The organism is Oscillibacter sp. CU971 (assembly GCF_905219725.1).
Taxonomy (GTDB): Bacteria; Bacillota; Clostridia; order Oscillospirales; family Oscillospiraceae; genus Oscillibacter.
The window spans coordinates 1-11,791 of sequence record NZ_CAJMXG010000086.1; the positions used below are offsets into that span (position 1 = coordinate 1).

Consider the following 11,791-nt stretch of genomic DNA (forward strand, 5'->3'; position numbering starts at 1 on the left):
GCATAGCTGCGTCGCTCATTTTTCTGTATCATTCCCTCATTATACTACTTTTCCCTCTATTGGTACAGCTTCTTAAAGATAGATTTCATGATTTCTCCATTCTCGAAGCGGCAGGCGCTTCGCTAGGTTTTTTAAAAAAATAGACACCTTGCTGATCTCTTGTTAGCAATGTATGAAGTGTTGCGGCATACCGCTTGAGAGCCGCCTGGTCTGTATGCGAGGCGGGCCTCTTGTGGCACATGCTTCANNNCCANGTCTTTCTACGATATTCATAGCGTGGTATCGATGCATAACACCCATCCCGTTGATACGGTGTTCTTCTTGGGGCGTATAGCCCATCTTCTCATTAGTCATGGTAAAATTCCTTTGTGTTAAATGGATTTGGCTATTGCTTTTTCTTTAGAAGTGACGTAAAATTTATATATACCTCAATAGTTATATGCCGACACTTTATAACTGTTATGATTGTTTATACCTAACTAGTTATAGTATAGCACAGCGCAGATTAACTGTCAAGCACAAAAATACCATTTTAGTTATATTTTTGAAAGGAAGTCAAAATGTTCTACGAACGCTTTCTTGCATTATGCAATGCACGTAACATCAAGCCAACAGCCGTTGCGGATGCTATTGGCGTATCCAGAATGAATGCATCCCGCTGGAAAAAGGGGACTATGCCCTCATTCGCTAATCTCCAAAAATTGGCGGAATACTTTGAAGTGCCTCTGGACTATCTGACGGGCACACATGAAATGCTTACGGTAGATGTTCGCAATCCAGAAGAAGTGCAAGAGAAAATTNCTGAAGCTGAAATTGAGAAGGACAAAATAATGCTCGAAAAGCTTCTCAAAGAGGTTGATACAATTCCAAAGCGATATAAGGCTGAAGCAATCCACGAAATGGCCGCTTTCATGCAATTCACCTTGCATAAGTACAAAACCCTGGTGCCGGAAGAAAGCTTTATCGGCCTGTAAGTAGTCACAAAATAAGCATATAGAAANACAAGCCAGGAGGCCGCCCATGTGATTGGGATGGCCTCCTGGCTGTTTATGAACTGTAGCTTTTCTGTCATCCGGCCTATCTTTAGGGACGGGCCTTTTTTTCTGCCCTTTGGCAAGGGCAGCGGGTGCTTGCTGGCGGCGCAGGTCCAATAATTACCTGCCCGAATACTTGAAAGGAGGATGCCGGCAAGATGCCCAGCAAGTTGGAAATCTACATGGAAAAGGCGGACGCGGCCACACTCCGGCTCACGGAGGACTACCGAATCTGGACGGAGTTCCTTGTGACCGCAGGCCGCGTATACAATGAACGTGTACCGCAGCAATAAAAGCATCGGAAGTTTTTGCATAACGAGCAGCAATACCCCTCCAGCGTTTTAAGACAAGAAAACAATCTGTAATAAGGATTCTGACTGGCATACCATGCGCATCCACGGCCAGATGTATTTTGGTGTTAAGCCCCCTTTTGTTCTGGACATGTCCTGCTTTCCACCTGCTGCTGCTGAACCGCTCCCCCATTTTCTGTAATCTGGAGGTAAATCACGCCAAGGGGCTCCTGTTCGCAGCACCCAAAAAACTGCGTTTATAAAACGCCGGTTATCTTGGGCAATTCCTCCCCATTGACCTCGTTATCCCGGCAAGTGAGGCTCCAACAGCGCCCATACTTCGTCGCTTATATCATGTTGATGATAGTAAATCAACAAATTATCTCTTGACAAAAGTCCCCATCTGTGCTAACGTTTGCTTTGCAGTTAGCAGTATCTAACCAAAGTGGCGTATGAGCTCACTGCTCCCCCCAAGGCCTTCTCCCTTTGGGGCTTCTCTGGCCGCAAAAGTTAGTCGAAGCTAACTACAACCAAAAATATTTTGTGAAGGAGTGTTCAGCTATGAACAAGATCGCAATCGTATTCTGGAGCGGGACCGGCAACACGGAGGCTATGGCGGGCTTTATTGCCGAGGGTGTCCGGGCCGCCGGCGGCGAGGCGGAGCTGCTGGGGCCTGGGGATTTCTCTGCCGGTCAATTCTCCGCTTACAGCGCCGTGGCCTTTGGCTGTCCCGCCATGGGCAGCGAGGTGCTGGAGGAAGCGGAGTTCGAGCCGATNTTTTCCGCTCTGGAAGGTTCTCTCGGCGGCAAGCAGATCGCGCTGTTTGGTTCCTATGGCTGGGGAGACGGCCAGTGGATGCGGGACTGGTGCAAACGCTGTGACGATGCCGGGGCCGATCTCCTGGATGAGAACGGCCTGACGGTCAACGAGGCCCCGGACGCAGAGGGCGAGGAAGCCTGCAAGGAGCTGGGCCGGAAGCTGGCGGCGTGGTGAGCGTGGGCATTTCCCGGACGTTTGAGGCCGCGCTGGTCCGTCAGTGCGCCCCCACGCTGGCAGGGATGAAACCGGGAAGCATTTTCTGTTTCAAGCATTTTTCATCGGAAACCCTTCGCCAGAAAACCAGCCAGTGGAATGAGCAGCTGGCCCCATTTGGTCTTTCGGTTCGGATACTTCTGGAGCGTCCGGATTCAGGATCGGCCATCGTCTATGTGTATCGGCCAAGTCATTTGAAACGAATTCTGTCCGGCAATGCGTACCGGAGATTTTTATCGGAGGCTGGATACGAGGACGCTGACCTGGACGGTCTCCTGGAACAGCTTGCCTATCGCCTGCGGACACAGGCGGAGTTCCCCCATGAGATCGGCGTATTCCTGGGCTATCCCCTCCGGGATGTGATCGGCTTTATTGAAAACCATGGCCGGAACTTTACCTGCTGCGGCTTCTGGAAATCCTACGGCGACCCGGCGGAGACGCAGGCATACTTTGCCCGCTGCCGCAGATGCATCCAGACTTATGTAGCCATGTTTGAGCAGGGAATCCCCATTGAGCGGTTGGCAGTCCCGGCATAAGGGGGGATCGAAATGGAATTACCGGCTTCCGGGGAGGATTATCTGAAGGCGGTTTTGATCTTAGGCCAGCGTATGGATCAAGTGAGAGGCCATTGACATTGCCCAATACCTGGGCTATGCCAAGGCCAGCGTCAGCCATGGACTGCGCCTTTTGTGCCAGGGCGGGTTCCTCACCAAAGACGCGGACGGCCATCTGTACTTGACCGGGGCCGGCCGGGAAACGACGGAGAGCCGCGCGGCAAATCTGGCGGCCCAGCCGGACACGGTGGTCTTTGACAAAACCGGCACCCTGACCTATGCCTGCCCGGTAGCTGCGGAGATCATTCCCTTCGGCGGGCGGAACGAAGCGGATATGCTGCGACTGGCCGCTTGCCTGGAGGAGCATTTCCCCCGTTCCATGACCAACGCAGTTGTCCAGGCCACGCGGGAGCGGGGGCTGGACCATGAGGAAATGCACTTCCAAGCGGAGTACATCGTGGCCCACGGCATCGTCAGCGAGGTCAGCGGCAGGAGGGTCATCATCGGAAGCGCCCATTTTGTCTTTGAGGACGAACACTGTGCCGTTCCGGAGGGGGAACAGCAGCGTTACGATTCCCTGCCGGAGCAGTCTTCCCATCTGTATCTGGCTGTTGGCGGCGTGCTGTCCGCCGTGGTCTGNATCTCCNCTCNCCTGCGGCCAGAGGCGGAAGCCGTGATTCGGCAGCTTCGCGGCTCACGCTATTTCTTCCGCCTGTGGAATGAAGCCTTGATTTTCTCAAAGGTTTCATCGCTCAGATTGTGCTCTACCTTACNGGCGTNNGCCGCCGCTGTCTCCGGGGAAACGCCCAGCTGAATAAAAACCTGCGTTAGCAGCTTGTGCCTGTCATAGATACGCCGGGCAATTTCCTCACCGGGAGGCATAAGCGTAATATACCCATCATCGTCCATCTGAATATAGCCGTTCTCCCGCAGGTTCCGCATCGCTATGCTGACACTCGGCTTGGAAAAGCCCAAATCATGGACTATATCAATGGAGCGCACCATTCCGCGATCTTCCCGGAGTTTTAAGATGGCCTCTAAATAGTCCTCGGCAGATTGGTGGATATTCACAAAAATTCCTCCTCCCACGGAAATCCCTGTGCATAGGTTAGCACATTCTAACTAAAGAAGCAAGTTTTTCTGAAAAAGGCCTTGACAATGGCGGTTAGCGGTAGTAAACTAAGGCCGATTTCAGGGTTAGAGTTTACTAACCACACCCCGGAGGGAGGCGAGGAAATGATGCCGCTGACAATGGCAAAGGCCGGAGAGACGGTCACAGTCCGCAAAATCTCCGGCAAGGATGAAATCCGCCAGCATCTGGCGGAGCTGGGTTTTGTGGTGGACAGCGATGTGACGGTAGTCAGCGAGATTGGAGGGAACCTGATCGTGCAGGTGAAGGACAGCCGCATCGCTCTGGACAAGACGATGGCAAACCGCATTATGGTTTAAGAACCAAAAAGGAGGAGAGCAGCATGAAAACATTAAAAGATGTGAAGGTGGGCGAAACCGTGACCGTGGCGAAGCTGCACGGCGAAGGCCCGGTGAAGCGCCGGATCATGGACATGGGCATCACCAAGGGCGTGGAGATTTTTGTCCGCAAGGTGGCTCCCCTGGGCGACCCCATGGAGCTGAATGTTCGGGGCTACGAATTGTCCGTCCGCAAGGGCGACGCGGAGATGATTGAGGTTCAGTAAACAGACGCGGCGGGAGGCCGCTATTCTTTGCGCCATAAGTTAGCTTTAGCTAACAATCAAAAGGAGAGAATGACTATGGACATCAAGATTGCCCTGGCGGGCAACCCCAACTGCGGCAAGACCACGCTGTTCAACGCCCTCACCGGCTCCAGCCAGTATGTGGGCAACTGGCCCGGAGTTACGGTAGAGAAGAAGGAGGGCAGGCTGAAAGGCCATAAGGATGTGGTGATCCAGGACCTGCCCGGTATCTATTCCCTGTCCCCCTACACTCTGGAGGAAGTGGTGGCCCGGAGCTATCTGGTGAACGAGAAACCGGACGCCATCCTCAACATCGTGGACGGCACCAATATCGAGCGGAACCTCTACCTCACCACCCAGCTCATCGAGCTGGGCCTGTCCGTGGTGGTGGCGGTGAATATGATCGACTTGGTGCGGAAAAACGGCGACACCATCAATCTTGATAAGCTGGGCGAGGCCCTGGGCTGTGAAGTGGTGGAGATGAGCGCTCTCAAGGGCGAGGGCGGCATGGCGGCGGCGGAAAAAGCCGTAGCCCTGGCGCAGAGGAAGCATACCGGGGAACTGCCCCATGTGTTCACCGGCAGTGTGGAACACGCCCTGGCCCATATTGAGGAATCTATCCAGGGCAAGGTGTCGGAAGGCTACCTGCGCTGGTACGCCATCAAGGTTTTTGAGCGGGATGAAAAGGTTCTGGAGGAACTGAACCTCTCCGCTGATTTGAAAGCCCATCTGGAGCAGCACATTACCGACTGTGAGACAGAGCTGGACGATGACGCCGAAAGCATCGTCACCAATCAGCGGTATTCCTACATCAGCGGCGTGGTGTCCAAAGCGGTGCGGAAAAAGGCGGCGAAGCATAGCCTGTCCGTCTCCGACAAGATTGACCAGATCGTCACCAATCGGGTTCTGGCCCTTCCGATCTTCGCGGCGATCATGTTCTGCATCTATGCCATTGCCATGGGCGGCTGGGCCATTTCCATCGGCACCATGGGAACCGATTGGGCCAATGATGTTCTCTTTGGCGAGTGGGTTCCCGGCCTGTTTGACACCATCCTGGGCGCTCTGGGTGTAGCCGAGGGCGGCTGGCTCTACGGGCTGATCCAGGACGGCATCGTGGCCGGCGTGGGCGCGGTGCTGGGCTTTGTGCCCCAGATGCTGGTGCTGTTCCTGCTGCTGGCCATTCTGGAGGACGTGGGCTACATGGCCCGGGTGGCGTTCATCATGGACCGGCTCTTCCGCCGCTTCGGCCTTTCCGGCAAAAGCTTCATCCCCATGCTGGTGGCCACCGGCTGCGGCGTCCCCGGCATCATGGCCTCCCGGACCATTGAGCAGGACCGGGACCGGAAAATGACCATCATGACCACCGGCTTNTTCCCCTCCGGAGCCAAAATGCCCATCATCGGCCTGTTCGCCGGGGCTGTGTTCGGCGAGTCTCCCTGGGTCGCCACCTCCGCGTTTTTCATCGGCATCGCCGCCGTGGTCATCTCCGGCATCATGCTGAAAAAGTTCAAAGCCTTTGCCGGGGAGCCCGCCCCCTTTGTCATGGAGCTGCCCACCTACCACGCCCCCTCCATGGGCAACGTGCTCCGGGCCACCTGGGAGCGGGGCTGGAGCTTCATCAAGCGGGCGGGGACCATCATCCTCCTCAGCTCCATTATCCTCTGGTTCCTTATGGGCTATGGCGTTGTAGGCGGTGTGTTCCAGGCCGTGGAGGACAATAATGACTCCCTGCTGGCCGCCATCGGCAGCGGCATCGCCATCATCTTTGCCCCGCTGGGCTGGGTGGGCGACATGGCCTGGAAAGCTACCACCGCCACCTTTACCGGCCTGATTGCCAAGGAGGAAGTTGTCAACTTCTTCGGCGTGGCCTACCACTACGCCGGTGAGGCGGACTTGATGGAGGACGCCAGCGGTATTTATGCCGCCGTGGGCGCGGACTTCGGAGCCATGGCCGCGTACTCCTTCATGATCTTCAACCTCCTGTGCGCCCCCTGCTTCGCCGCCATGGGCGCTATCAAGCGGGAGATGAACAACGCCAAATGGACCGCTGCGGCCATCGGCTATATGTGCGGCTTCGCCTATGTGGTGAGCCTGATTGTGTTCCAGCTGGGCGGGCTGGTCACCGGCGAAGCGGCGTTCGGAATTGGAACCATTGCAGCTTTGGTCCTGCTGGTGGGAATCCTGTATCTGCTGTTTCGCAAGGGCTATCAGGGCGAAGAGAACACCCGGCGGCTGAGCTCCGTGGCCGCCGCTGTGCAGTGAGAAAGGAATAAACTATGACTCTTGGAGAAATCGTCGTCCTGCTGGTACTGGCAGGCGTTGTGGCGCTGGCTGTCCGGTCCCTGCGGAAATCTCACAAGTCCGGCAGAGGCTGCAACGGCGACTGCGGGAACTGTCACGGCTGTCACTGAAAACTTCAAATCTTGCAAGACATGGTGAGGAGGCATGGGCAGTGGAATCTGCTCATGCCTTCTCCCATTGGGGAGGAATCATTCTATGGCGGAATTACGGGAAGCCCATCTTCGCTATCTGCTGGCGATCTACGAGTTGGGCCGGAATAAACCGGATGTAGGTACACAGGACATTGCAAAAGCCATGAACTGCTCCAAGGCCTCTGTCACTAAAATGATGGGCTTTCTTATGGATATGAATCTGCTGGTGCGGGAACGATATGGAAAAATCTATTTGACGGATACCGGCTTTCTGCTGGCAAAGGATCTTCTGCGTTGCGTTGAGCTGATCCGAGAACGGTTTCCAGCGATAGGACTTGATCTCACATCAGAAGAAACAGAGGAGTATATTCGTATGATGGCGATGAATTTGCCGGAGCATTGCCGGAAGCGGTTGGCTGGCAGAATATAATGGCATGGAAACCTTGTGCCGCTGCATCCATTGGGAGGTAAACGTAAAGAAATGACAGAAAGTGTTTTGCTTGAATTGCTTCTTCCCTTCCTGGGAACTTCATTGGGCGCAGGATGCGTATTTTTCTTAAAAAGGGGAATGAATCTGCTGGTTCAGCGGGCCCTGACCGGCTTTGCGGCGGGCGTCATGGTGGCGGCGTCTGTCTGGAGCCTGCTTGTCCCCGCCATGGAACAGGCGGAGGATATGGGCCGGTGGGCGTTTCTCCCTGCCGTCATAGGATTTTGGCTGGGTGTCCTGTTCCTGCTGGTTTTGGACAGGACGATCCCCCATCTGCACCAGAACAGCAGTCAGCCGGAAGGCCCCCATACCCGGCTGAAACGGACCACCATGCTGGTGCTGGCCGTCACCCTCCACAATATACCGGAGGGGATGGCGGTAGGCGTGGTGCTGGCGGGCTGGATGGCCGGAAACAGCGGCATCACCGCCGCCGGTACGCTGGCCCTTTCCCTCGGCATCGCCCTTCAGAACTTCCCGGAGGGGGCGATCATCTCCATGCCGTTACGGGGGGAGGGCGTGGGAAAAGGACGCGCTTTCTTATATGGCGTCCTCTCCGGCATCGTGGAGCCTCTGGCGGCAATCCTGACCATGCTGGCGGCAGGACTGATTTTGCCCGCTCTGCCCTATCTGCTCAGTTTTGCGGCGGGAGCGATGATCTATGTGGTTGTGGAGGAGCTGATCCCGGAATCGTCTGCCGGGGAACACTCCAACCTGGGGACGCTGTTTTTCGCGGCAGGATTTACCATCATGCTGGCGTTGGATGTGGCGCTGGGCTAAAAAAGAAGGGGGCTATTCCACAAATAGCGCAGTCCCGCCCACCGCTTGGCACAAGGGCAGGCAGAGGAAAAATGTTGAGATGGGTCTTGACAAAGTTTCCTCTGTCTGCTATTCTGTAACAGTGATATATAACACTGTTATTATTGAGGTGTATCATGGACGGACAGCGCGAAACCTTAGCCCGCATCCATCAAGCGGCTATGGATGAGTTTCTGGAAAAGGGCTTTGCGGATTCCTCCCTGCGGCAGATTGTCAAGAACGCCGGAGTGACGACCGGGGCCTTTTATGGATACTACTCCAGCAAGGAGGCCCTGTTCACCGCTTTGGTGGAGCCTCACGCGGCGGCGGTCATGGGAATGTTCATGCGGGCACAGACGGCGTTCTCCGAGCTGCCGGAGGCGGAACAGCCCAGCCATGTAGGGGTAGAATCCAGTGATTGCGTAAAGGAAATGATGGAGTATGTATACCAGCATCTTGAACCGTTCAGACTGTTAATCTGTAAGGCACAGGGCACCAGCTACGAAAACTTTATCCACAACATGGTAGAGATCGAAGTGGAAGCCACCCAGCGTTTCATGGAAGTCCTGCGCAGACAGGGCCGGGACATCCCAGACCTGGATGAACAGCTCTGCCACATCATTGCCAGCGGGATGTTCCACGGGATATTCGAGGTCGTGGTTCACGATATGCCCTATGACCGGGCAAAGCAGTATGTCCGGCAGCTCCAGGATTTTTTCCTTGCCGGCTGGCACAGCATGATGGGGGTCTAAGACCCCTTTCATTTGGACCGATAGTTAGTTATAGCTAACTTATTGGGCGGATATAAGAGAGCGGCCGCGGCGCTTTCTATATCATAGATTATTGGTCACAAGGAGGTATCCACTTGAAGAAAAACAGTATTCTCCGGGAACTGATGAGCTACGCTGGGAGATACAGGTATTTGACCTATCTGTCTCTGCTGCTGTCTGCCATCAGTGCGATCCTGGCCCTTTTTCCTTTTGTTTTCCTGTTCCGTATCATTCAGGAGGTCATTGCGGCGGCCCCCAACTATGCCCAGGCCACGCACATCGTCCGCAACGGCTGGATGGCGGCGGGCTTCGCGGTGCTGTCCATCGTGATTTATGTCTGCGCCCTGATGAGTTCCCACCTGTCGGCCTTCCGCATTGCCGGGAACATCCGCAAGGCATTGATGGCCCATATTGCCGAGCTGCCCTTGGGTTTCATCGGGGAGACAGGCAGCGGAAAGATCCGCCGCATCGTCAGCGACAGCAGCGCGGCCACGGAAACTTATCTGGCCCACCAGCTCCCCGATGTGTCGGCGGCGATCACCACGCCGGTTTGCATGATTATCATGCTGTTCCTGTTCGACTGGCGGTTTGGCCTTGTCAGCCTCCTGCCGGTGATCCTGGGCTGTGNGGCTATGNTCAAGATGGCCGGTCCCTCCATGGCGGAGGACATGAAGCTCTACCAAAACGCCCTGGCGGATATGAACAACGAGGCGGTGGAGTATGTGCGGGGCGTTCCTGTGGTCAAAACATTTGGTCAGACCGTTCACTCCTTCAAACGGTTTAAGGGGACCATCGACAGCTATTACGAGTTTGTCATGTCCTACTGCAAGAAGTGCCGCCCGTCCATGCTGTCCTATACGGTCCTGGTCAACAGCGCCTTCGCGTTCCTGATTGTACTGGCGCTGATTCTGGCGGGCGGTGGGCCGGTGCTGCTGAACTTCATCTTCTATGTGATCTTCACGCCCCTCATTGCCACGGCCATGACCAAGGTGATGTTTATGAGCGAAAACGGCATGATTGTTGCGGACGCCATGAGCCGTATCCACTCCATTCTGGATGTGGAGCCTCTGCCCGAACCCCGCAGCGGCAAGGTCNCCACGGACAACGACGTTGTCCTGGAAAATGTAACCTTCCGCTACACAGGCGGAACAACGGACGCGCTCCGTGATGTGACCATTCGGGTGGGCGCCGGGGCAACTGTGGCTCTGGTAGGACCCTCCGGCGGCGGCAAGACCACTGTAGCGGGGCTGATCTCCCGGTTTTGGGATGTAGCTGGCGGTTCCATCCAGATCGGCGGTGTCAATGTGAAGGACATTTCCAAGGAGACACTGATGGACACCGTGGCCTATGTGTTCCAGGACAGCCGCTTGCTGAAAGCCTCTATCCTGGAAAATGTCCGCCTTGCCAAGCCCAACGCCTCCCGCCAGGAGGTGGAGCGGGTACTCCATGAGGCCCAATGCGACGACATCATTCAGAAGCTGCCCCAGGGCATCGACACGGTGATCGGGACCAAGGGCGTGTACCTTTCCGGCGGCGAACAGCAGCGGATCGCCATTGCCCGCGTCATGCTGAAAAACGCGCCCATCCTCATTCTGGACGAGGCCACCGCCTTTGCGGACCCGGAGAACGAGGCGATGGTACAGCGGGCCTTTGAAAAACTCTCCAAGGGCAAAACCGTCATTATGATCGCTCACCGGCTGACCACAATCCAGAATGCCGGCCGCATTTTCGTGCTGCGGGAGGGTTATGTGGAGGAGAGCGGGACCCACGATACCCTTGTAGCCGGGGGCGGCCTCTACGCAAAGATGTGGCAGGATTATCAGACCTCTGTGAGCTGGAAGGTAGGTGCCGCGAAATGACTGAACGACTGATGAAACGCTTTGCCCTCTCCGAAGAAGGGGCGAAAGGGCTGGTGCGGGCCGTGATCGCCTGTACTGTCGCCGACCTGATGCTGATGCTTCCGGTGGGGCTTCTCTATCTGCTGGCAAGCGATCTTTTGAGCGGCAGCGTCCCGGAGGGGCACTGCCCCCTCTACGGCCTGGGCATTGCCGCGGCGCTGCTTTTGGTACTGCTCTCCGAGTTCTGGAAGTACAACGCCACCTACTTCTCCACTTACCTGGAATCCGGGGCCTGCCGTATCCGGCTGGCGGAGAAGCTGCGGCGGCTCCCCCTGTCCTTCTTCGGAAAAAAGGACTTGGCCGACCTGACCAATACCATCATGGGGGATGTGCAGGTAACGGAGCAGATGTTCTCCCACTATGTCCCTCAATTTTACGGCGCTATCTTCTCCACCTGTCTGGTGGCGGTCAACCTGCTGTGCTACGACTGGCAGATGGCCCTCGCCGCCCTGTGGGTACTGCCCATCACCCTGGTAATCGTTGGCTTTTCCAAGAAAGCGCAGAATTATTTTATCCGCAGGCAGAACGCCGCCCTGATCAACATGGCGGACGGTGTGCAGGAGTGCCTGGAAACCATCCGTGACTTGAAAAGCAATAAGGCGGAGAAGGTATATCTGGACGGACTGTACCGCAAAATCGACACCTTTGAGAACCGGCAGTTCAAAAGCGAATTGGGTTCGGCCATGTTTGTAGTCCCGGCGCAAATGCTCTTAAGGAAGCACTGATTAAAGCCGGTAAAAGCCAGGCAAACAGACAAAGGTAAAGGAAACGTCCAATAAAGGACCAT

General features: G+C 55.7%; 14 protein-coding genes and 1 pseudogene. 13 read left to right on the forward strand and 2 right to left on the reverse strand.

Annotated elements, in window-relative coordinates; all coding sequences use genetic code 11:
- Positions 1–560 precede the first annotated feature (560 nt).
- On the forward strand, positions 561–974 hold the full coding sequence (locus JX325_RS07775; protein ID WP_204790593.1) for a helix-turn-helix transcriptional regulator: 414 nt from the start codon (positions 561–563) through the stop codon (positions 972–974).
- 273 nt (positions 975–1,247) lie between these two features.
- Here the strand turns inward: JX325_RS07775 and JX325_RS07780 are convergent.
- Positions 1,248–1,702, reverse strand: a pseudogene (locus JX325_RS07780) (transposase).
- Between the two features lie 183 nt (positions 1,703–1,885).
- On the opposite strand from JX325_RS07780, the gene JX325_RS07785 reads away from it, so the two are divergent.
- The 3 genes from JX325_RS07785 to JX325_RS18080 all read left to right on the forward strand — a co-directional run bounded on the left by JX325_RS07785 (position 1,886) and on the right by JX325_RS18080 (position 3,724).
- A complete protein-coding gene (locus JX325_RS07785; protein WP_204790594.1) occupies positions 1,886–2,317 on the forward strand; it encodes a flavodoxin in 432 nt (143 codons plus the stop codon).
- A 2-nt stretch (positions 2,318–2,319) separates the two neighbouring features.
- Positions 2,320–2,892 (forward strand): DUF3793 family protein, encoded by a 573-nt coding sequence (locus JX325_RS07790; protein WP_279380516.1) that lies wholly within the window; start codon positions 2,320–2,322, stop codon positions 2,890–2,892.
- A 151-nt stretch (positions 2,893–3,043) separates the two neighbouring features.
- Positions 3,044–3,724: an HAD family hydrolase gene (locus JX325_RS18080; RefSeq protein ID WP_374220596.1), complete on the forward strand. Its 681-nt coding sequence runs from the start codon at positions 3,044–3,046 to the stop codon at positions 3,722–3,724.
- Here JX325_RS18080 and JX325_RS07800 read toward each other — a convergent pair.
- Positions 3,610–3,915 carry a metal-dependent transcriptional regulator gene (locus tag JX325_RS07800; protein ID WP_307819256.1) on the reverse strand — a complete coding sequence of 102 codons (306 nt, stop codon included), beginning with the start codon at positions 3,913–3,915 and terminating at the stop codon, positions 3,610–3,612. The two genes, JX325_RS18080 and JX325_RS07800, sit on opposite strands and share 115 nt — an antisense overlap.
- Positions 3,916–4,146: 231 nt before the next feature.
- Here JX325_RS07800 and JX325_RS07805 point away from each other — a divergent pair, with 231 nt between their 5' ends.
- The 9 genes from JX325_RS07805 (at position 4,147) to JX325_RS07845 (ending at position 11,729) form a co-directional block, all read left to right on the forward strand.
- The gene (locus tag JX325_RS07805; RefSeq protein WP_204790597.1) at positions 4,147–4,359 is read left to right on the forward strand and encodes a FeoA family protein; all 213 of its coding nucleotides are present in this window, start codon (positions 4,147–4,149) and stop codon (positions 4,357–4,359) included.
- Between the two features lie 23 nt (positions 4,360–4,382).
- The gene (locus JX325_RS07810) at positions 4,383–4,604 is read left to right on the forward strand and encodes a FeoA family protein (RefSeq protein ID WP_204790598.1); all 222 of its coding nucleotides are present in this window, start codon (positions 4,383–4,385) and stop codon (positions 4,602–4,604) included.
- A 75-nt stretch (positions 4,605–4,679) separates the two neighbouring features.
- Positions 4,680–6,884: a ferrous iron transport protein B gene (gene feoB, locus JX325_RS07815; protein ID WP_204790599.1), complete on the forward strand. Its 2,205-nt coding sequence runs from the start codon at positions 4,680–4,682 to the stop codon at positions 6,882–6,884.
- A gap of 14 nt (positions 6,885–6,898) precedes the next feature.
- Complete coding sequence (locus JX325_RS07820) at positions 6,899–7,033, forward strand: FeoB-associated Cys-rich membrane protein (protein WP_204790600.1); 135 nt, start codon at positions 6,899–6,901, stop codon at positions 7,031–7,033.
- Positions 7,034–7,118: 85 nt separating this feature from the next.
- The gene (locus tag JX325_RS07825) at positions 7,119–7,484 is read left to right on the forward strand and encodes a metal-dependent transcriptional regulator (RefSeq protein WP_204790601.1); all 366 of its coding nucleotides are present in this window, start codon (positions 7,119–7,121) and stop codon (positions 7,482–7,484) included.
- 51 nt (positions 7,485–7,535) lie between these two features.
- Complete coding sequence (locus JX325_RS07830; protein ID WP_204790602.1) at positions 7,536–8,318, forward strand: ZIP family metal transporter; 783 nt, start codon at positions 7,536–7,538, stop codon at positions 8,316–8,318.
- Positions 8,319–8,473: 155 nt separating this feature from the next.
- Positions 8,474–9,088: a TetR/AcrR family transcriptional regulator gene (locus JX325_RS07835; RefSeq protein ID WP_204790603.1), complete on the forward strand. Its 615-nt coding sequence runs from the start codon at positions 8,474–8,476 to the stop codon at positions 9,086–9,088.
- Between the two features lie 113 nt (positions 9,089–9,201).
- Positions 9,202–10,965, forward strand: a complete 1,764-nt coding sequence (locus JX325_RS07840) for an ABC transporter ATP-binding protein (protein ID WP_204790604.1) — start codon at positions 9,202–9,204, stop codon at positions 10,963–10,965.
- Entirely contained in the window at positions 10,962–11,729 is a 768-nt protein-coding gene (locus JX325_RS07845; RefSeq protein ID WP_204790605.1) for an ABC transporter transmembrane domain-containing protein, read from the forward strand. Before JX325_RS07840 ends, JX325_RS07845 begins: the two co-directional genes overlap by 4 nt.
- Positions 11,730–11,791 lie beyond the last annotated feature (62 nt).

What these genes read in the sequence shown, in the direction of transcription:
- JX325_RS07805 (WP_204790597.1), top strand. Translation starts at nt 4,147, where the DNA reads ATGATGCCGCTGACAATGGCAAAGGCCGGAGAGACGGTCACAGTCCGC.
- JX325_RS07810 (WP_204790598.1), top strand. Translation starts at nt 4,383, where the DNA reads ATGAAAACATTAAAAGATGTGAAGGTGGGCGAAACCGTGACCGTGGCG.
- JX325_RS07820 (WP_204790600.1), top strand. Translation starts at nt 6,899, where the DNA reads ATGACTCTTGGAGAAATCGTCGTCCTGCTGGTACTGGCAGGCGTTGTG.
- JX325_RS07825 (WP_204790601.1), top strand. Translation starts at nt 7,119, where the DNA reads ATGGCGGAATTACGGGAAGCCCATCTTCGCTATCTGCTGGCGATCTAC.
- JX325_RS07830 (WP_204790602.1), top strand. Translation starts at nt 7,536, where the DNA reads ATGACAGAAAGTGTTTTGCTTGAATTGCTTCTTCCCTTCCTGGGAACT.
- JX325_RS07835 (WP_204790603.1), top strand. Translation starts at nt 8,474, where the DNA reads ATGGACGGACAGCGCGAAACCTTAGCCCGCATCCATCAAGCGGCTATG.
- JX325_RS07845 (WP_204790605.1), top strand. Translation starts at nt 10,962, where the DNA reads ATGACTGAACGACTGATGAAACGCTTTGCCCTCTCCGAAGAAGGGGCG.